Consider the following 21,180-nt stretch of genomic DNA (forward strand, 5'->3'; position numbering starts at 1 on the left):
AATTAATTAGTATTAAGTAAGAAGTATAAGGGTAGTATTAGAGAAGAACGAGAAGTAGTTTTGATTAACAGTTAGGAGGTAGAAACATGGCAACAACCTATGGCACAACTAGCGGCGCGGCGAGCGCCAACTATGACATGTCGCTGTGGTACGACTCGAAGTATTACAAGCTGGGCATGTTAACGATGCTTTTGGTAGCGATATTTTGGATCTGGTACCAAAGGACATTTGCATATTCACATGGCATGGACTCGATGGAGCCTGAATTTGACAAGGTATGGATGGGACTGTGGCGCGTACACATGACACTGATGCCACTGTTTGCGTTGGTAACCTGGGGGTGGATACTGAAGACCCGCGATACCAAGGAACAACTGGACAATCTGGATACCAAGCTTGAGATCAAACGTTATTTTTACTGGATGATGTGGCTGGGTGTGTATTTGTTTGGTGTTTACTGGGGCGGCAGCTTCTTTACCGAACAGGATGCAAGCTGGCACCAGGTGATTATTCGTGACACGAGCTTTACACCGAGTCACGTAGTGGTGTTTTATGGCTCATTCCCGATGTACATTGTATGCGGAGTAGCGGCCTACCTGTACGCGATGACGCGTCTGCCATTGTATAGCCGCGGCACATCGTTCCCGTTGGTGATGGCGATTGCAGGCCCATTGATGATTCTGCCGAACGTAGGGTTGAACGAATGGGGACATGCTTTCTGGTTCATGGAAGAACTGTTTAGCGCACCGTTGCACTGGGGCTTTGTGATTCTGGGCTGGGCGGGTTTATTTTCAGGTGGTATTGCAGCACAGATTATCACCCGTTACTCTAACCTGACCGATGTAACCTGGAACAACGCAAGCAGAGAAATTCTGAACAATCGTATCGTTCCTTAATTTGGATGGAACTTACCTTCTTCTGTCAGGAAAAGGGGAGGAAGGTAAGGAATATCTCGACTAAGTTTTTGTACTAATGGGAACAAGCCTATAGGCTGACGATAAAGAGAGAAGTAAGGGAAGCGTATCGTCATGTTTTCATATTTAATATCACATGAAATGAAGGGAGGGTCTAGTGAGTAGAACAGACGAAATTATAGCGGCAGCGAAGATGCCGCCGGAAGCGGTCAAGATGTCCAGATATATAGATGCGGTTTATTTTCCAATTCTCTGTATTCTTCTGGTAGGAACGTATCACATGCACTTCATGCTGCTGGCAGGAGACTGGGATTTCTGGCTTGATTGGAAAGACCGTCAATGGTGGCCTGTAGTAACACCGATTGTAGGTGTCATGTACTGTGCGGCACTGATGTATTACCTGTGGGTAAACTATCGTCTGCCATTTGGCGCGACACTATGTATCGTATGCCTGTTAGTAGGTGAATGGCTGACCCGTTACTGGGGTTTTTACTGGTGGTCGCACTATCCGATCAATTTTGTACTGCCATCGACCATGATTCCTGGTGCGTTGATGCTGGATACGATTTTATTATTGACGGGTAACTGGTTGGTAACCGCACTGTTAGGCGGTGGATTCTGGGGTTTATTTTTCTATCCGGGCAACTGGCCTATTTTTGGCCCCACCCACTTACCGCTGGTTGTAGAAGGCGTATTGCTGTCAGTAGCTGACTACACAGGTTTTCTGTATGTACGTACAGGTACACCGGAATATGTTCGCCTGATTGAGCAAGGATCGCTGCGTACTTTTGGTGGTCACACCACGGTTATTGCTGCGTTTTTCTCAGCCTTTGTATCAATGCTGATGTTCTGCGTATGGTGGTACTTTGGCAAACTATACTGTACTGCTTTCTACTATGTTAAAGGAGAAAGAGGACGTATATCGATGAAGAATGACGTAACGGCATTTGGTGAAAAAGGCTTTGCACAGGGGATTAAATAATGAATATAAAAAGCATTTTTAAACTGGGCGTATTAGGCCTGTATGGAGCGGCGATAGGGGCGGCCTCACTGGCGCTGACGCTGACGGTAGATGTTAATACAGCGGCGGCACACGGTGAACGTTCACAAGAACCGTTTCTGCGTATGCGTAGTATTCAATGGTATGACCTGAAATGGCAACCTAAAGTCACCAAAGTAAATGACATTGCAACCATGACAGGGAAATTTCACCTGGCGGAAGATTGGCCACGTGCGGTAGGTAAGCCTGATCGTGCATTCTTTAACGTAGGTAGCCCAAGTCCGGTGTTTGTACGTTTGAGTACCAAGCTGAATGGCGAACCGACATTCATATCAGGACCGTTGATCATTGGTCGTGATTATGAGTTTGAAGTTAAACTGAAAGCGCGTATTCCAGGCCGTCATCACATGCATGCAATGGTGAACGTAAAAGATGCGGGCCCTATTGCAGGACCAGCAGCGTGGATGAACATTTCAGGCAGCTGGGATGACTTTACCAATCCTGTAACCACATTGACAGGAAAAACGATTGATCTGGAGACGTTTAACTTCAGCAATGGTATATTCTGGCACGTTTTATGGACAGGCTTAGGGGTATTCTGGATTGGTTATTTTGTAGCGAAACCGATGTTTCTGCCGCGTAGTCGTGTATTGCTGGCATATGGTGACGAACTACTGACATCACCGACAGACAGGAAATTTGGTATGGCGATAGCGATACTGACCTGCGCGCTGGTATGGGGAGGCTATCGTTATACTGAAAGCGTACACCCCTATACCATACCGATCCAAGCGGGTGAATCCAAGGTAGAGCCATTACCGATTGCACCGAATCCGGTAGCGATCAAGGTAACCCATGCTAACTATGACGTTCCTGGACGTGCGTTACGCGTGACGATGGAAATCACCAACAACGGAGACTCAGCGGTTAACATCGGAGAGTTTACGACAGCGGGTGTTCGTTTTGTAAATCCATTGGGTCAAAAGCATCTGGATCCTGATTATCCAAAAGAGCTGGTAGCTACTGGTTTGACAATGGATGACGACAGAGGGATTGAACCTGGAGAAACCCGTGAAGTTAAGATGGAAGCCAAAGATGCGTTGTGGGAAGTCCAACGTTTGATGGCTTTGTTGGGTGATCCGGAAAGTCGCTTTGGTGGTTTGCTGATGACATGGGATGATGACGGCAATCGTTATATTAACAGTATTGCTGGTGCTGTAATTCCAGTCTTTACCAAGTTATAATCTGGTATAGCATCAATACACCGGTACACCACTGTCGGAAGACAGCCGGTGTACCGGTTTTTTTATTGCTGTATTTTTGTTTTGATAAATATGTGGCAATAAAGTTGGTAGCTAAAAAGGACCTAGAAAATTTAGGCCATACATTTTCTAGGTTGCAATAAATAAGGCGTTGTAGTTTTTGAAATATATATGTAAGAGAAGAATAATGCAGCATAATCCAGGATTTCTGAAATTAGTAGAGGAAGCAAAAGAACGTATAAAGGAATGCACAGTGGGAGATGTGCAAACCAAACTGACACAAGGAATACAATTTCATTTTGTTGACGTGCGGGAAGATCACGAATTTTTGATAGATCACGCTGCAGGTGCGAGCCATCTTGGGAAAGGTATTATCGAGCGTGACATTGAAACAGTAATACCTGAAAAAAATACACTGATTATATTGTATTGTGGTGGAGGCTATCGATCAGCTCTAGTGGCTGATACGTTGCAGTTAATGGGTTATAAAAATGTATTGTCGTTGGTTGGGGGAATCAAAGCATTGCGTGATGCGGGTTTCCCATTAGAAAGAGATGAATCCATCTAAAAAAATGACTATTATTGCTGTATGTTGCAGCCTCATTCACTGAAGTTAATCATCAAACTGAGATGATGCGAGCTTTATGGATTTCTCTCATCTTTAATCGATAACTCGATTTGTTCGGTTGGGTGCGATAAGCTACTCTCGCTGAGATGACACGGGATGGTGGTATAGCTTGTATTGTCACTATTGCTGTCGGGTACTATATGAGCTCTTTCAAGTGGTAATGTTTCACCATGAAAAAATCTAGGATCCCGAAAATAACACCACATCATCAAAGGAATTCCTAAGAATAATGCAACAACTCCAATTAAAAATACTGCGCCTATGCCAGCAATCGATCCACTTGATCCATAATTCGGATCTATCATATTCCAAACTTGAAAAATTCCTACAGCAATTAATACAACGGCAGCCATAGTGGGTAGCAATACCTGAGATACAGCTGTACCCCAGTGATTAAGGGCCGTACGATGGAAATATAATGCACAAGATAATGCCGCAACAGAGTAATAAGTGCAGATCGCAATACTGACGCTATGAATCGTATCTTTAATAATTGATTCGCTAATTAAACTAAGCGTACTGTAAATGATCAGTGTCATTAAGCCGATAAACCAAGTGGCAAATTTGGGAGTTTGCGTTGCTTCATTAACTGAAGAAAATCTTTTTGGGATTGCCCGGTATGTCGCCATTGCCAAGGCAGCGCGTGCAGCAGGCATAATTGTGGACATTGTGGCGGAGAAAGCAGAAACTCCGATAATTAATGCGGCAATCGACGCTCCCTTGGTGCCGATGATATCAGTGGCAAGAACAGTTATGCTGGAGTCAATATTATCCTTGAACGTCAAGCTTGATTGATGATGGGAATCTATACCGGCATATGCTAATGCAGTGGTGGAAAAAACAACATACGTGATAACTGTAATGATCATTGAAATAATACCGCTCCTTCCAGCTTGTTCAGCACTGCCTTCTGTTTCTTCCGACATTGCCAAAGATGCATCAAATCCCCAGAATATAAAGAGAGCGATAAGAAAGCCATCCAGAAAAGCAGTAAATGAGTCGATCGCGAAAGGATTAAACCACTCGAGCGAGAATGTTTGGGCGGTACTGACAGCGCCTCCTTGCGTGACACGTAATAATAGGAATGCAGCAAGTGCGATAAGGATGCCGTACTGAGCAATTGTCAGAATCATAGTGGTACGAGAAGATTCTTTAGCACCAAGCGCGGTGAGATAAGTTGTACTGAAGATGAAAAGGCCCGCTACTCCAATATGAAACCATTTTGGAATTGTTGTCAGATGAAAAATAACAGCCGCCGCATTTACCATAATCTGAGTAGCGGCAACACCTGCCAAAACACTTGCTAGTAGAAGCGCCCAGCCCCCAAACCAACCAAACTTTGGCCCTACAGCTTTTGTACCCCAAGTGAAAATAGTGCCGGCATCCGGAGCAGAAGTAGTTAAATGTTTGTAAGATAAAGCAACAAAGAACATTGGAATTACCGAAAGTATGAATACAATTGGTAATTGATAGCCGCTTCCAGCTGCTCCATAACCAAGTGCTCCAGTCAAAGAATAGGCAGGGGCGGTTGCTGCGAGACCAATTGTCACTGCAGCCCATTTGGATACGGAGCCCTTTTTTAAGCCTTTGGCTTTTAAATCATGCATCACTGTTTCTTCATGCATCTCATACCTCTTGGTTCTATTGAGTGTGGGCAAATAGAATATCCCTCTCTTACGCTGCGCTGAAAAGTAGCAAAGATTGAGAATGAAGTCAAAAATCACAGGCGTTTTTTCTAAACGCAGCAGAAAATCATTTCTTGATACCTGATGCAATGTGCCACGCTGCTAACCACGCATATCGTGGCGTATTGCTATGAGAAACAAGTGCGTAGACAAAGCCATCTGTCCATTCGGATGACAACGTGCCGTGTTTCTCGCAAGATATCAATCCAGAGCTTCCGTATTAAAGGTGCCACACATAGACAAATCGAATTCATTTATCACAGGAAGTTGTGCGGCTAGAGTGCGCAGTGCTGTGCGCATGCCTTCCTCCAGTACCGGATGATAAAATGGCAGGCGTAATAATTGCTGTACCGTGAGTGAGCGATCGATAGCCAATGCCAGTAGATGTGCCATATGATCACCAGCGGGCGCGCACATTTCTGCGCCTAATAACCGACCACTTTCCGCGTCAGCATAAAGTCGCTGAATGCCTTTGTTTTTTTGGCTAACGCGTGCGCGTCCTTGTCGGTCAAAATGAACTTCTCCAACTAAAGTTTTTGCAGAGTCAAGCGTTTGAAAGCGGCTGCCTACGATTGCTATGTTCGGGTCAGTAAAAATGATGGTCAGAGGTGTTCGGCGTGTAAAACAAAGTGGATCAGAGCGCATGGCATTGAGTCCGGCAATGTATCCTTCATCAGCAGCTTCATGCAGCAGTGGTGCTTGGTTATTAGCATCGCCTGCCATAAATACTGGCAATTCCGCTACCTGCATGGTATTCCGGTTTACCGGCGGCATGCCGTGTTGGTCGAGCGATACGCCGAGTGTTTCTAATCCCAGATGGTCGATATTGGGGCGGCGTCCTAAAGCAGCAAGAACACAATCGACTACTATTTCCACACTTCCCGCACGCACTTGTATGCCCTCGTGTACGAGGTTTAAGTTAGCTTTCTCTCCCAGATGCAGAGGAAATTCTTTTCCTAACAGATCTGTCGCGGTTGCAATCACTTGTGGATCTGTCAGTCCAGCGAATTGATTTCCACCAAATGCCGTTACCTTAATACCAAACCGGGAGAGTGCCTGTGCCATCTCGACACCAATAAAGCCCATTCCTATCACCGCCATATGAGCGGGCAGAGTTTTCTGCTCAAACAAAGTATCGGTTGTGAGCAGTCGATCACGCAATAAATTACTCCACGATGTGGGTATAATCGGACGCGATCCAGTGGCAATAATAATTTTGTGCGCACGCAACTCTTCACCATTAACTTCCAATCTATCCGGAGCAAGGAGTCGTGCACGCCCGGAAATGGCACGTTTTCCCAATTCTTCGGTTGTTTTGACTGAGCTGGCAACAAAATCATCGCGCAATTGTCGCACTCGTTGCAATGCAGCAGGAATATCAAGCGTGAGCTGATCAGAACCACGAATACCAAACTCTTCAAAGGAATTACGGCGATGAAAAGCATTGGCTGCTTCGATCAATGCTTTAGATGGCATGCAACCAACTCGGGCACAAATAGTGCCCCAAGGTCCGTCATTGATGATCACGAAATGGTCAGTGTGCTTTCGCACCTCCCGCAGTGCGGATAAGCCGGCGCTGCCTCCTCCTACGATAATCACATCCAATATTCCATTCATAACAATTTTCTCCGATGATAGGTGCAAAATAACATCCGAGCAGTGAAGTCAAGCCCGATTGGTGTTTTTTTTAGCATTCCAGATTACTTGCCGCATTTGCGTGGTTTGGGTTGGGCTTGTTCGTGCCAGCTTTTTAATCAGCTGAAAACTTCGCATTTTATAAACCCCTGCTTTCTTATTTGCAATCTTGACTCTCTCGATCATCCTATCAGGGACATGATATTCAAACAACACGCTATAGGCCGTTTGGTGCCTAGCATGTATTCATATTTGGAGTCATACAGATTTAGACTTGCAAAATCAAGCTATGCGTGGTCTTTCCGATTTGCTTGCCCATGATAAAGTACAGCTCATTTTATAAAGTAATCAAGTTGGATTTCTTGACTGTAGGTTAATCAGAAGCCGCTAATTTCACCTTCGCGGCGAGGATCTGCGCCACCTTCAAGGCCGGCTTTTTCATCGATACGAATTACGTGTAAACCACTGGTTTGATCTCTTAGTACAATATTGTGACCTCGTTCGCGCAGTCGTATCAGGGTTGATTCATCAACACGACCGCTTTCCAGCTCAACACCGTATCCCATGGCAACAATATGTCCGTCGGCAATAGCCTCGGCTACCGGTAATTGCTTGACTAATATGCGATAGAGACTGCCAGCAACATAATTGATGATCCTTGCGCCACCGGGGCTGCCAATCACCAGTATAGCCCTGTCGTCTTTAAAAACAATAATAGGTGACATTGATGAACGCGGACGCTTGCCTGATTGAACGCGATTGGCGAGCGGTACGCCATCGGCAGCTCTTGGCATAAAGGAGAAATCAGTCAGTTGGTTGTTCAGTAAAAATCCGCCGACCATGATTCGAGAACCGAAAGCGGTTTCAATACTGCTGGTCATACTGACTACATTACCTTCGGGATCGACAATACTCAGGTGCGTGGTGGAAGGAAACTCCGGTGAATTGCTGCTAAGACGGAGCTCAGCGCCTGGCGGCAAACCAGCATTTACGTTGCTAAGTACAGAATGGTTGCGGATCAGCTTTGCGCGCTGATGAAGATAATCCTGATCAATCATGCCTAGCGTAGGTACACTGACAAAAGCCGGATCTCCCACATAAGCATTCCGATCTGCAAATGCCAACTTGGAAGCCTCGATAAAGCCGTGGTGCCAATCAGCGTGCTCTCCATAACGGATTTCGTAAGCCTCCAACAAACCAAGAATCGCTAGTATCGTAGTACCGCCGGAAGAGGGTGGGGGAACGCCGCAAATCCGATATATTCGAAACTGACTGCAAAGGGCGTCGCGCTTTTTCGGTTGATACGCTTTCATATCTGAAAGACTAAGACGGCCTGGCCGATTGGAATCATTGCTGACTGCTTGGACGATCTGCTTGGCCAGCTCGCCCTGATAAAAGTCTGTGACGCCGAGAGCAGCAAGTCGTCGCAGCGTTTGCGCGTAGGCAGGGTTCTGCAGTTGACTACCTACAGTCTTGGGCTGCCAGCCTGTTTCACTGCGATTAAAGAAATACTCGCGAATCTGCGGGTTCACCGCTACCTTAGGCATGCGGCTTAGCAGAATATGCAATCGCTCAGAGATGGCAAAACCTTGCTCGGCGAGAATAATGGCAGGCGTAAATAAGTCCGCCCATGGCAGCTTGCCATGTTCCTTGTGACTGGCCTTCAGCATTGCCAATACGCCCGGCACGCCAACCGAGTGGCCGCCGATAACAGCGCTAAGGAAATCCATAGGTTGGCCATCGGTATTTATATAATGTGTTTCTGATACCGACGCCGGTGCCGTCTCCCGACCGTCCCAGACGATCAGTTCGCCGCTTCTTGCCTGCCAGTGGAGCATAAATGCGCCACCGCCAATTCCCGATGATTGAGGTTCGACAAGACCAAGAACCAATTGCGCGGCAATGGCTGCATCCACAGCGGAGCCGCCCTGGCGTAAAATCTTCACAGCGGCGCGACTTGCATGTGGATTGGCCGTGACAACCATCGCTTTGCTGTAATTGGCCGACTTGATCGCCCCAAAGCCACTGGCAGCTTCGGGTACGATTAGGGGGTTACTGGCATGAGCTAACAAGCTGCCGATATATAGAACAGAAAAAAATAGCGGTTTTATACCCGACCAGCACATCTTATTTCTCCGCAAAGACCAAATATGTAGAGTGCCACGTCCGGTTAAGATAAGTAAAGTTAGATAAACTAAATCAGAAAATCCCAGAAGAGCAAATTTGATTCACGGTTTTACTGGTTAGGTTTATGTGCGATAGCGAACAGAGCGCTTCTGATGGGTTCGTTAGAATTCGGGCTAAACCTCCCATAATTTCAATAGAATATAAACAGGATAAATTGAAAATGAAAAATCAAGGAGAATTTATGAAAATTATTGATAAAGACATACAAGGGGTTCTAGTTAAGAGTAAGAGAATTATTGTAATTTCCGGCTTGTTTGTCTTTTTTGGCTTGGCAAGTTGCCAGCAAGAGGGTCCGGCGGAAAAAATGGGGGAAAAAATAGATCGTTCCATTGAGAATGTAGAACACAAGATGGAACAAATTACAGAGCAAGTAGGTAAGGAAATTAATAAAGCACGGAAAACAATTACTAATGAATCCGAAGAAAGTAATCAGTATGTTGATGATTCGATCATTACTGCAAACGTTCAGGCGGCAATTGTGAATGATCCTTTGCTTGAAGGAGCGGATATTAAAGTGACCACAGTGAATGGTACGGTACAATTGAGCGGCATGGTTGATTCTCAGGAACTCATAGAGAGAGCGGCAGAAGTGGCTTATGCTCAGAAAGATGTAAAAGTGGTGGAAAATAACTTGATTGTCAAAGTTGTTTTGCCTGAGTAAGGTAACTGATGAGTAATTTGCGATTTATCGCTTTGTCCGGAGTTATGCTTTTTAATTCAGTTGCAGCTCAGGTAACCCTTCCGAGTGATGCTTATATTGCTGGCTATGCAACCAGCATGTTACGGTATAAATTGAACCTGGAAATTCCATCGCTCATTGTGCAGAATGGCGTCATCCTATTACCGAAGGGTAGCTTAAATATTTCTGATCAATCTCATGTGGTGCAGGTGTTATCGGAAATCCCGGGAGTTAATGAGGTTAAGATAGCGGAAGTTACTACCGAGGTCCCCGTAGCTACTGCTCCTTCACAACCTATCCAGCAATCCGCAGAACAAACGGTAGCGATAACGAATACTGATCCTACGCTATTACCCACAGGGTTATTGCCGACTGGTCATTTGTTTAAACCATTATTGGCGGATCCCCGATGGGCCCATTTTTCGGCTTCTTACCGTCATTTCGTAAACGATAACTTTGAGGGAAGAAACATCGGCGCAGTAAGTTTTGGTGAAACAATACCGTTTTACCGCGGAAATTTCGGACGTTCCCTTGCTCAATGGGAAGCGGGGCTCCAAGCCGGTGTTTTTAGTGATTTTAACTTGGGTGCGCCCTCTGCAGATCTCATTAATACAGATTTTATTGCATCCGCATACTCGAGTATACGTGCAAAGCAATTTTCAGCGTTTGGACGCATTTATCATCAAAGCTCGCATTTGGGGGATGAATTTTTGCTGCGCAGAGTAAATTCCACATTTGAGCGCATAAACCTGAGTTATGAAGGTGCGGATCTTAGATTATCGTATGAATTTCCTTATGGAATACGTTTATACGGCGGAGGCGGTGGTTTATTCCACAAAGAGCCATCCTCGCTTAAAGTATGGATGACTCAATATGGTATTGAATTTCGTAGTCCTTGGCGCCTGGATTTTGCACCTGTGCGACCTATCATTGCAGCTGACTTCAAGAATTTCCAAGAAAATAACTGGAATACGGATATTTCAGCCAGAGCCGGAGTTGAGTTCGATAATTTACAAGTGCTGGGAAGAAAACTCCAGATACTCCTGGAATACTTTAACGGAAATTCCCCCAGTGGGCAGTTTCTAAGAAACAACGTGGAATATATTGGGGTGGGAGCACACTATCATTTCTGATTAGAGTAGAAATAAAATTTTCTTCGCGATTGTTTATCATCACCTGAATGATGATTTTGATCATCTTTTAGAAAATCGTAATTAGTGTCAAGCCCTATTTACTTTTCTACCTACCTGATTATGCAAAAGTTTCAGTGCATATGAAAATTATCTCGCAGTTGTACGAAACAGGCTGCGAGATTCAGTAAAACTAATAATAAGATAAGTCGTATGTGCATGTGCATGTGCATGTGCATGTGTGCACGCTTTTGTGTGTATGGTGCCTTGATTATATGCCACCAGCTTGGGGGGTTATTGATTGATAATCCGATGAATAGCTTAAAGTCTCGAGTGCTAGCTGAAAGATCGGTGCTTGCTTGCTAATTTGGCAAATTTCCAGGGAGTCTGGCAGCGCATTTAGAGGAGCTCCGCCCTGATACTTGAAACGCACAGAAATCTGGTCGCCCGCGCAAACTTCAATTGGTGTGGATAAAGGGAAAATAATGTATTGGGTATGCCAATCAATGGTGCTGTATGTAACCATATTAATAGCCAATATGTTTTTGGTGATGAGTCGTAATGCATTAAATTGACCATTTCTTGCAATGGTGATTTCTCCGTTCCAGTGACAGGTCTGATCAAATGGTTCAGCATATGACAGCAATTGAAACACCTCGGGGTCTGCGAGATTCTTACTTCTTTCCTGTATCACGCTGGGGTCTTGAAATAGGATTGTGGGTGCATAAAAATCTTCAAACTGAAAATTCTGTTCTAGCGGTTGAATCGCCTGGATACTGGCTTCCGGTATGAAAATAGGTAATGGGCCACCAAATTTTTCCAGATAGCGCTTTTTAAATGAATCAATCACAGGCATTTGTTTTTCACGTAACAAACCGGTATGCAGCATTTCACAAATGACTACATCGACGGGTTCCGGTGGTAAATAATACAACGCATCAGCCTGGATGACTTCAACTTTATCGCCGTTGATATTTTGCGCCAGAAAGTCGCGCGCAGCACTTACGAGCTCAGGATTGCGCTCTACGCAAAATACTTTCTCTGCTTTTTGAGCGGCAAAAAAGGATTGCACACCGGTTCCGCCGCCAAGTTCCAGAACCTTGGCTCCAGGTTTAACTACTAAATTAATCGCCTCTTTAAAGCCCTTCATTCGGATAGTGTCGTTCAACATATTGTGATGGTAATGCAGTGGAATGAATTGGCCAAGTTCCAAGCTCTCAAATTTATTTTGCATAGGGATTCCTGAATGTTTAGCGTTATCGATTGATAATGAATTGCTGTAAACAGACAGCAATGATCATGCCAATTTAATCTCTGCGGGTTTAATTCCCCGCCCCCTTGGGGCGAAAGCTGGTTGAAAACCAGCAGATTGTAGAGCGCAGTTAATACCCCGCTGCTTGCGGCGGGGTGCTTTATTCCAAAGCATATACAGAGCATATACTGACTGCGTTTAATCAGATTTTTCATAACGACTGGAAGGTAAGGCCGGCAAATATTGCCGCTTGCGAGTTTTTTATTTCCAAAAGAAGAAGCGGGAATAGGCCAGATGAATTGCAATTATTTGAGAATTTTGATAGTTCGATAAATTCTCCGAAAATAAATGGTAAAGCCTGTGGTCGAGGGGATTTTTATTTTATTAAAGATGAGTTGTTAAAATGCTTTGTAGATAGGGGGGAAATATGCTATTTATTACTCATTTCGAGAGGAAAAAATGATTCTAAAATACATAAGCCTTAAATAACGTAAGCGCTGAACCTATTTTCTCTGACTTATAAATGAACATTGACCATTGTTATAAGCTAAAAAAATGATGAAAAAACAGATGAAAAATACAAAGACGGAAGAAAATTTCATTGGGCGTTTGTTCTCATCAATTCAAGAAGGGTGATTGTATGTTGATTCCGGAACGCGATATCACTACTGGGATATATTTTTTTGCTATATTTTTACTGCTGTTGATTGTGTCAGATTCTGCATTGGCAAATCCCCGTTACTCATCCATCGTAATTGATGCCGAGACGGGAACGGTGCTCCATGAATCCAGTGCTGATGCGAGCCGTTATCCGGCCTCTTTGACAAAAATGATGACGCTGTACATGCTGTTTGAAGCTATGGAACAACGTAAAATGACAGTGGATACTCGCATGCCGGTATCAACGCATGCTGCGGCAATGCCACAAACCAATATTGGGCTTCGAGCTGGGGACAGCATTAGCGTACGTGATGCGATTCCCGCGCTGATAGTGCGTTCAGCCAACGATGTGGCGGCGGTGGTGGCGGAGGCGCTAGGGAGAAGTGAAGCCAATTTTGGCCGTATGATGACCGATAAAGCGCGTCAGTTGGGTATGCGTTCAACCACGTTCCGCAATGCTTCCGGTTTGCCCAATCATGAGCAAAAAACTACCGCGCGCGATATGGTAACCCTGTCAACACGATTAATGAAAGACTTTCCTAAGTATTACCATTATTTTTCTACTCAATCATTCAGTTATAAAGGCATCACCTATAACAGTCACAACCGTATGGTGCGAAACACCTCGGGCGTGGATGGCTTGAAAACGGGCTTTATCCGCGCTTCCGGATTTAATGTAGCTACTTCCGCCAAGCGAGGTAATCGCCGTGTGGTTGCCGTGGTGATGGGCGGGAACACCGCAGCTGCGCGCGATCAGCATATGGCACAGTTGATTGATCGCAGTTTTAATCAAGGGAATCGTACTATTCAGGTGGCGAGTAATAGTAAAAATGCTCGTGCGGTGGCGGTTACAGCGGTAAAGATGAATGCGCCGACTCCAGCATTGAAACCATACCCAGAACAACCGAAAGTACCTGAATCTATCGTTACTCAACAATATGTTGTTCCACCGGTAAGCGCGCAACCGGTGCAATTGCAGAAAGTTGCATTACAGACTAATGACGATTGGGCAGTGCAGATCGGTTCTTATCATGAGCCCAGCCGAGCTCATGCAAATGCACTGGCGGCGGCTCGTTGGATTCCGGGCGAGATAGTCGTCACGGAAGTGGAAGTCAGTAATCGTAGGTTATATCGGGCAAGACTGGTGGGATTGCAGGAAAATCAGGCGCGTAGTGCTTGTCAAAGTTTAACGCGGCAAGGAATCGAATGTTTGGTGGTGCGATCCTGATTGATATCAATAAAATGTGGTAATTCAGACCCGATCTGACAGTTGCCCGATTTGACGATGTGCCCGTTGGATCAAACTCAGTTTTCAATGCAGTGATTTTATCGTCCCATACCTCTTTTTTTTAGTCAGCATAAGCGATTCTCTACATCAGCAAGCAATGTATACGTCACATTACTGTTGATTTTATCAGTACCTTAAAGAGGAAGTTTTCTGTGACCACACTGCTCGTCGGCATGTTTGCTGTATAACTATTATTGCAAATGTTATTTGTGTCAGGTTCCCCCGTCGGCCACTACACTCTTTTTAAAATATCCAAATGTCATGGTGTTAAAAGCATTACCTATATTTTCATATGATTTCCGGGCAGTTGTCTTCATAACTTTTAATAAATAAATCCGGGTTATTTATCCTTACTTAATACAATTTTTGAATAAATTGTCCGGCAGCTGCTACAGAAGCTATGCCCTCAAGAAATCTTATCAATAACGAGCGTAATTCTATGCTCAGGTTGCACAGCATTTGGAAACCTCACTCAATATCTCCGATTAGAACTATGGATTTAGTGGTTTATTAGCTTTCTTTTCTTTACTTACTGCATTTTTTATTTCGCTAAAATGCCGCTTTGTTGTTAAAGCTGAAAATATACCGCTTAGTGAAAAAGATAGCTCTCACTATATTTCCATTCACTACTGCAAATATTTGATGAACAGATCATCTACTCGATGAACGTATTAATTAATAAAGTGAAAAGCAGCCATTCTCGAGAAAAAAACCTTAAAGGAGACTCCGGTGTTTAAAAATATGACGGTAAAAACCGAGCTGATTATTGCGTTTGGTTTGATGGCATTTGTGCTGTGCAGTGTCGGTATTGTCGGAATATATGGCATCAATAAGTCGAGTACGGATTTAAGAACGATTTATTTGGATCGTGCCGTACCGGCAATCAATTTGGCTAGAATTAGCGATATTTGGGAGAATGTGCGTAAAAATCTGGATACGGCAGTAATGTCTCAGAATGGCATGATCGCAAAAACAAAAGCCGATGAAAATTTTCAGATCATCAAGCGCGCGGAAAAGATCTGGGCGGAATATGCCAAAACCGTGCTGACACCGGAGGAAGAACAGCTTGCCAAAGCGAAACTGGAATTGCATGCCGCTTATGTGGATTTGGGAAATAGAATTTTCAAGATGGTAATGGTGGAAAATCATGAAGCGGCAATGGTAAGTTTGAGGGAGGAAGCCGAGCCTGTATTTTACCGTTTGCACGAAACCATATTTGATTTAATTACCCTCCAAGGCGATGTCGCAAAGACACTATTTATCCAGTCTGAAAAAGATTTTAAAACCACTTCTTCGATTATCATAAGTGCGATTGTGGGCGGTTTTTTGTTGTCGTGGGCGCTCGGGTTTTGGCTATTGAGAAAAATTGTTGGACCTCTGCATGAGGCAATTGCAATTGCTAATGCTGTTGCTCACGGCGACTTGACATCGAAGATTGAATTGCGCGGAACAATCAATGGATTCGATCGATTAATCAATGCGCTGAAGGAAATGAACGATAACCTGATTGATCTGGTGAGTAGAGTGCGCGCAGGAACCGATCAGATTGCAACGGCTTCTGGTGAGATTGCCTCGGGCAACTCTGACTTGAGTCAACGTACTGAAGAGCAGGCATCCAGTCTGGAGGAAACAGCATCCTCGATGGAAGAATTGACATCCACTGTGAAGCAAAATGCCGATAATGCGCGCCAAGCGAATCAACTGGCGGCAGGGGCATCAGAAGTTGCGGTAAAAGGCGGAGCTGTAGTTGGCCAGGTAGTGCAAACCATGAGCGCTATTAATGAAAGCTCCAAGAAAATTGTTGACATTATCAGTGTCATTGATGGTATTGCATTCCAGACCAACATTCTGGCGTTGAATGCTGCGGTAGAAGCGGCACGCGCGGGTGAACAGGGGCGGGGTTTTGCGGTAGTCGCGACGGAAGTACGTACCTTGGCGCAACGCTCAGCCGCGGCGGCAAAAGAAATCAAGGAATTGATCAGTGATTCAGTAGCCAAAGTGGAAGATGGCACACGATTGGTGGATGAAGCGGGTGCGACGATGGATGAGATTGTAACTTCGGTTAAGAGAGTAACCGATATCATGAGTGAGATTTCTGCAGCTTCAAATGAACAAAGTTCAGGGATTGAGCAAGTCAATCAGGCAGTAACGCAGATGGATGAAGTTACCCAGCAAAATGCGGCACTGGTTGAAGAAGCTGCAGCAGCGGCGGAATCAATGAATGATCAGGCACAAGCTCTGACCCAGGCAGTCAGTGTTTTCAAAGTATCTGGCGGGGCTGGCCATGTGCAGGGTGTGCCAATTAAGAGAAGTAATCGTACTGCATCAATCGCCAAGCTGCCGAATCGAGGCCCTGCGAAGAAGGCAGTGGTGAAATTCCACGAGGATTCCGTATCAACTCAGCCACGCAAAGTGGCGTCTGGTGGTGGGGATGATTGGGAAGAGTTCTAGATAAAACTGCTCAATTGCTTTTATGTCTTTAAAATGAATATTCTTGGATTGAATAATGAATTTGATTGATTTTAGCGTGCTGCGATGTGATCGCTAACGCTTATTTTTGCGCGAAATTGATTCCGCCGCTATCTCAGCGGGTGGTTTAGACGCCTTGCTATTGCCATAAGGTATAGTGATATAGCGCTGGTCATAATAGGGGATTCAGTTTCTCAGAAATATTAAATCCCATACGTCATGTCCAAGTTTGAGCCCTCTTTGCTCGAATTTAGTCAGGGGCCGGTATTCCGGGCGCGGTGCATAATCCACAGCGGTATTGCTGAGCTGGGATTCCTGCCTCAGAACGTGCAGAATTTGTACGGCATAATCTTCCCAATCAGTGGCTACATGGATGTAACCGCCTGACTTCAAGTGCGTACAAAGACGGTTGACCAGAGCAGGTTGGATCAATCTACGTTTGTGGTGCCGGACTTTAGGCCAAGGATCGGGAAAAAAGATGTGAATGCCATCCAGGCATCCGGCGGGTAGCATATGATGCAGCACGGCTACTGCATCATGCTGAATGATGCGCAAATTGGTTAATCCGAATTGTTCGATTTGATTCAGTAAACTACCCACGCCCGGCGCATGTACTTCAATTCCAAGATAATCATTTTCCGGATGAGCCTTCGCGATGGTTGCGGTGCTTTCCCCCATACCGAATCCGATTTCCAGGATTTTTGGTGCCGGGCGGCCAAAAATATGGTTCAAATCCAGTAAGCTCTCGCTGAATGGAATGCCATGCCGCGGCAGTAATGTCTCACAGGCGCGGCGTTGCGCATTGGATAGGCGTCCTTGACGAAGGACAAAGCTGCGAATGGTTTGTTGCATGCGGTGATGAGTGGGCGGTGTGAATGCAGGATTAGCTGTTTGCCGGTTTCTTGGTGATTTTATCCGCTTGCGCGATAACCCCTTGTGTGGGTGAGCTGGGGCTGGCGCTGTAGAGTTTTTTTGCCATACGTCCGGCGAGATAAGCTTCGCGTCCGGCTTCGACAGCTTTGCGCATGGCGGATGCCATCAATACCGGATTTTTGGCTGCCGCAATGGCCGTGTTCATCAGTACGCCATCGCAACCTAATTCCATCGCGATCGTGGCATCGGATGCGGTGCCGACACCGGCATCAACCAGCACGGGGATTTTGGCATTGTCGATGATAATCTGCAGATTCCATGGATTCAGAATCCCCATGCCGGAACCAATTAATGAAGCCAGCGGCATCACGGCGACACAGCCCATATCTTCCAGTTGCTTGGCAATGATTGGATCATCCGAGGTGTACACCATCACCTGGAAATCTTCCTTAATCAGGATTTCCGCGGCTTTGAGCGTTTCCACCATGTTGGGATATAAGGTATGAGGATCGCCCAAAACTTCGAGCTTGACCAAGCTGTGACCGTCCAGCAACTCGCGTGCCAGACGCAACGTGCGTACTGCATCGTCTAACGTGTAGCAACCGGCTGTATTGGGTAATAGGGTGTAACGCGAGGGCGGCAAAACTTCCAGCAGATTGGGTTCGTTTGCATTCTGCCCAATATTTGTGCGCCGGATCGCGACCGTGATGATTTCTGCGCCACTGGCTTCAACGGCTGCGCGGGTTTCGCTAAAATCCTTGTATTTGCCGGTGCCGACCAGTAAACGGGATGTGTATGTTTTTCCGGCGATTATTAAATTATCCATAAAACTTTTTTAATATCAGAGGCTATTTGCAAGTGACGGAATTAACCGCCGCCCACGGCGATGACAACTTCCAGGTGATCTCCATGAACCAGCATTTGTTCCGAGAATTGGCTGCGCGGAATGATCTCGCCATTGCGCTCGATAGCGATGCGCTTACCGTGCAATGCAAGGTGGTCCACCAGTTGAGTCACGTTAATAGGCGACTCGAACTGTTGCGGTTGTCCATTGATAGTGAGTTGTATCATGAGTGATAAAGCCTGGATTGTAACTGGGTAGGCAATCAAAAATTGAGTTGAATTTTATCATGCAGGGATTGGATCATTGAAATAATTTAACAGAACCGGCAGTGAATATTGATATGTTCATGGCAGTCAACGAAAAAATGCTGCCTAAGCTTGGGACAAAGGCAGTTTAAAACCATATGATCTTTCAATCTGCACTTTGTCCGCTTCGAAATATCGCAAATATCGCCGCACTTACAAAATAAAGTCACCCGCATCCAAAGTTATCAGACCGGTCAAACGGATTGTCATGTCAGCGATTTTATTGCCATCGATGTCAAAAAGCACGTTGGTAACATTATTAGTTGCATTTTTTACAAATCGTACTTCCGCACCTGCCCCGGTGAAAGCTGCATTTCCGCGAAAAACGAATGCAGGATTACCAACATCGGCACCATTCGCATCGATCGCAGCGACGTCAATATCATCCAGCGCATGCACAAAATCCTTAATGATATCAGGTTGTTCGCTGCTATCGCTTACAGCAATATAGGTAAAATCATCAGCACCCCCCCCTCCTGCTAACATGTCGGCACCCGCTCCACCGATGATGGTGTCCGCTCCGCCCAAACCGTTGATCCGGTCGTTTCCGGCATTACCTTTCAATGTATTTGCCACTCTATTGCCAATAATCGTATCCGCACCGCTTCCACCGATCGCATTTTCCATGGTAACGCCATTGGCAATCGTAAAACCTCCATTAATGCCGTCAACGCTGGATAAATACCCACCGCCACCGGCTGCATGCAAAATCGTCGCAGCACGCAAGTCTATTGTTGAATCTATGGCCGATGGGTTACGAATGGTATCGATTCCCTTCGTATCCCAAATGGCGGAATAAAATGTTCCGGGGGCGTTAGTCGAACCGAGGGTATAAACATTATTGCCTGTCTGAAAATTCGTGTTGCTACCGTAGAGAAACTGCAGTGCGGCGATGTCGAAGGCCATGGGCGTTCCCTCATATCCGTAGCCGGAAATACTGGCAGGATCCAGCGGACCATTAGGACCCGCCGGCCAACCATCGTTATAGGACATCATCGTATAAAGACCTTGATTGAGATTGAAATCCCCGTAGTCACCAAACGGCGCCGTAACCCCCGGGAAGTTCGGTCGGCCGTCACCCCCGGAGTCGTGCGGATGTTTCAATCCAACAGCATGACCCAACTCATGGATAAAAGTGGTGAAATCATATCCTCCCGGCTGCAAACTGGAGTAATCCGTTGAATAGTAGGCATCTCTATTGAGAATTACGGCACCTTGACGGTTAACGATCGGGCCGACATCTTCACCGGGAGGAACTGAGGTACCAAGAGCACCGCCTGCATCCGAATTTCCGACAACGCCGACAATAATGTCGGCATCCGCTTGACTATTCGCGATCATAAAATCAATATTGCAAATGTTCTCAATAAATTGCATTGACTTTTGGAATGCTGTAATTTCCTGAGGAACGGTATGCGCCGTGACAGCTGTACCGCCAAAATCAAAAACCTCATTCTCGCCCTGGCCCGCTATGTATACTTTTAATCGCGTCCCCGCGAATGGATCATTCCAGTGACTCCCCCACAACAGATCGTTAATGTACGTGTTGTTGGCTAATGGGCTGGCGATCGGATCGGAAAATGCCATAGGTTGAGTTCCTCCAGTTATTGTGAATTGTATGAGCAGCTGACGTATATTTCCGTCATATGACACATTGCCATAGTCTCCGGTTCTCGAGTCAACGCTTGTGATGACACTCTCGCGTAGAAACCATGAAGAAAACGCAGTGCATTTTATTGACCGAAGAATATGAGTAAACCATCAAGATAAATACAGACTGTGATGAATCAAAACAGTTGCAGCTAGTGGTTATACTTATAGAAAAACAAAAGTTTCCCTCATATACATCATGGTATTGATTAAGCTAGGATGCCCACATGCTGTTCTGGTTCAAGTCAGTATACTCATGTCCACCCAGAAAAGCTTTTAATGTGTGCTGTTTTATGAGATAGCGATAGATTATTTCAGAAACGATATTGAGCTGCCTTATTGTGGTGTAAAACACTTGTGAAAATTTTTGTGATCGTATTATTGATTATGTTGAACTTGGCCGGTTGCGCGACCCATGGCTTTTCTTATCAGTCATCACAAAATGACGGATGTGCTTTAGCAGGAAGGGCATTCATGTACTCCTGCATTAACCGAAGATAATCCCTGATATGCGATTAGATAAATAAAAACACCGCCCTTTGGACGGTGTTGGATGTTATTCGGGGCAGAATTGGGCAGCGGGAGTCGAACGTTGGTCTACGTCTGATATATCAATCATTTATTGTTCACCTCTGCTATTTTCGTGTCATTTCAAGGCATTTCTGGGAGTTAATACAAGTCAAGTATTATATAGTGTCCAACCCAAAACTCATTTGATA

At 45.3% G+C, this 21,180-nt stretch carries 16 protein-coding genes; 8 read left to right on the plus strand and 8 right to left on the minus strand.

The features are described 5' to 3' along the window. Positions 1 to 86: 86 nt before the first annotated feature. From CPG39_RS00810 to CPG39_RS00825, 4 genes are all read left to right on the plus strand, one after another. Positions 87 to 896, plus strand: coding sequence for a methane monooxygenase/ammonia monooxygenase subunit C (locus tag CPG39_RS00810; protein ID WP_096291608.1), 810 nt, complete (start codon positions 87 to 89; stop codon positions 894 to 896). Between the two features lie 175 nt (positions 897 to 1,071). Next, positions 1,072 to 1,896 carry a methane monooxygenase/ammonia monooxygenase subunit A gene (locus tag CPG39_RS00815; RefSeq protein WP_096291609.1) on the plus strand — a complete coding sequence of 275 codons (825 nt, stop codon included), beginning with the start codon at positions 1,072 to 1,074 and terminating at the stop codon, positions 1,894 to 1,896. Next, complete coding sequence (locus CPG39_RS00820; protein WP_096291610.1) at positions 1,896 to 3,158, plus strand: methane monooxygenase/ammonia monooxygenase subunit B; 1,263 nt, start codon at positions 1,896 to 1,898, stop codon at positions 3,156 to 3,158. The genes CPG39_RS00815 and CPG39_RS00820 overlap by 1 nt, the downstream gene beginning before the upstream one ends. Positions 3,159 to 3,363: 205 nt before the next feature. Then, positions 3,364 to 3,744 carry a rhodanese-like domain-containing protein gene (locus tag CPG39_RS00825; protein ID WP_096291611.1) on the plus strand — a complete coding sequence of 127 codons (381 nt, stop codon included), beginning with the start codon at positions 3,364 to 3,366 and terminating at the stop codon, positions 3,742 to 3,744. Positions 3,745 to 3,818: 74 nt separating this feature from the next. Here CPG39_RS00825 and CPG39_RS00830 read toward each other — a convergent pair whose 3' ends face one another. The 3 genes from CPG39_RS00830 to ggt all read right to left on the minus strand — a co-directional run bounded on the left by CPG39_RS00830 (position 3,819) and on the right by ggt (position 9,250). Further along, positions 3,819 to 5,579, minus strand: a complete 1,761-nt coding sequence (locus CPG39_RS00830; protein WP_231990345.1) for an APC family permease — start codon at positions 5,577 to 5,579, stop codon at positions 3,819 to 3,821. Between the two features lie 111 nt (positions 5,580 to 5,690). After that, complete coding sequence (locus CPG39_RS00835; RefSeq protein WP_096291612.1) at positions 5,691 to 7,106, minus strand: dihydrolipoyl dehydrogenase; 1,416 nt, start codon at positions 7,104 to 7,106, stop codon at positions 5,691 to 5,693. A 395-nt stretch (positions 7,107 to 7,501) separates the two neighbouring features. After that, positions 7,502 to 9,250 carry a gamma-glutamyltransferase gene (ggt, locus tag CPG39_RS00840; protein ID WP_096291613.1) on the minus strand — a complete coding sequence of 583 codons (1,749 nt, stop codon included), beginning with the start codon at positions 9,248 to 9,250 and terminating at the stop codon, positions 7,502 to 7,504. 221 nt (positions 9,251 to 9,471) lie between these two features. On the opposite strand from ggt, the gene CPG39_RS00845 reads away from it, so the two are divergent. Both CPG39_RS00845 and CPG39_RS00850 read left to right on the plus strand, forming a co-directional pair. Further along, positions 9,472 to 9,972, plus strand: coding sequence for a BON domain-containing protein (locus CPG39_RS00845; protein ID WP_231990456.1), 501 nt, complete (start codon positions 9,472 to 9,474; stop codon positions 9,970 to 9,972). An 8-nt stretch (positions 9,973 to 9,980) separates the two neighbouring features. Continuing rightward, the gene (locus tag CPG39_RS00850; RefSeq protein WP_096291615.1) at positions 9,981 to 11,123 is read left to right on the plus strand and encodes a DUF1207 domain-containing protein; all 1,143 of its coding nucleotides are present in this window, start codon (positions 9,981 to 9,983) and stop codon (positions 11,121 to 11,123) included. A 268-nt stretch (positions 11,124 to 11,391) separates the two neighbouring features. On the opposite strand, the gene CPG39_RS00855 is transcribed toward CPG39_RS00850, so the two are convergent. Then, positions 11,392 to 12,354, minus strand: a complete 963-nt coding sequence (locus CPG39_RS00855) for a methyltransferase domain-containing protein (RefSeq protein ID WP_096291616.1) — start codon at positions 12,352 to 12,354, stop codon at positions 11,392 to 11,394. Between the two features lie 658 nt (positions 12,355 to 13,012). On the opposite strand from CPG39_RS00855, the gene CPG39_RS00865 reads away from it, so the two are divergent. Together CPG39_RS00865 and CPG39_RS00870 are read left to right on the plus strand one after the other, a co-directional pair. Continuing rightward, entirely contained in the window at positions 13,013 to 14,260 is a 1,248-nt protein-coding gene (locus tag CPG39_RS00865) for a D-alanyl-D-alanine carboxypeptidase family protein (protein ID WP_096291618.1), read from the plus strand. 789 nt (positions 14,261 to 15,049) lie between these two features. Continuing rightward, complete coding sequence (locus tag CPG39_RS00870) at positions 15,050 to 16,771, plus strand: methyl-accepting chemotaxis protein (protein WP_096291619.1); 1,722 nt, start codon at positions 15,050 to 15,052, stop codon at positions 16,769 to 16,771. Between the two features lie 204 nt (positions 16,772 to 16,975). On the opposite strand, the gene trmB is transcribed toward CPG39_RS00870, so the two are convergent. The 4 genes from trmB to CPG39_RS14845 form a co-directional block, all read right to left on the minus strand. Next, complete coding sequence (gene trmB, locus CPG39_RS00875; RefSeq protein ID WP_096291620.1) at positions 16,976 to 17,641, minus strand: tRNA (guanosine(46)-N7)-methyltransferase TrmB; 666 nt, start codon at positions 17,639 to 17,641, stop codon at positions 16,976 to 16,978. Between the two features lie 31 nt (positions 17,642 to 17,672). Beyond that, positions 17,673 to 18,488 carry a thiazole synthase gene (locus CPG39_RS00880; RefSeq protein ID WP_013647341.1) on the minus strand — a complete coding sequence of 272 codons (816 nt, stop codon included), beginning with the start codon at positions 18,486 to 18,488 and terminating at the stop codon, positions 17,673 to 17,675. A 41-nt stretch (positions 18,489 to 18,529) separates the two neighbouring features. Further along, positions 18,530 to 18,733, minus strand: a complete 204-nt coding sequence (thiS, locus tag CPG39_RS00885) for a sulfur carrier protein ThiS (protein WP_013647342.1) — start codon at positions 18,731 to 18,733, stop codon at positions 18,530 to 18,532. 231 nt (positions 18,734 to 18,964) lie between these two features. Further along, the gene (locus tag CPG39_RS14845; protein ID WP_096291621.1) at positions 18,965 to 20,398 is read right to left on the minus strand and encodes a M10 family metallopeptidase; all 1,434 of its coding nucleotides are present in this window, start codon (positions 20,396 to 20,398) and stop codon (positions 18,965 to 18,967) included. Between the last annotated feature and the right edge of the window lie 782 nt (positions 20,399 to 21,180).

Origin of the sequence: Nitrosomonas ureae (assembly GCF_900206265.1) — a bacterium.
Classification (GTDB): domain Bacteria; phylum Pseudomonadota; class Gammaproteobacteria; order Burkholderiales; family Nitrosomonadaceae; genus Nitrosomonas; species Nitrosomonas ureae_C.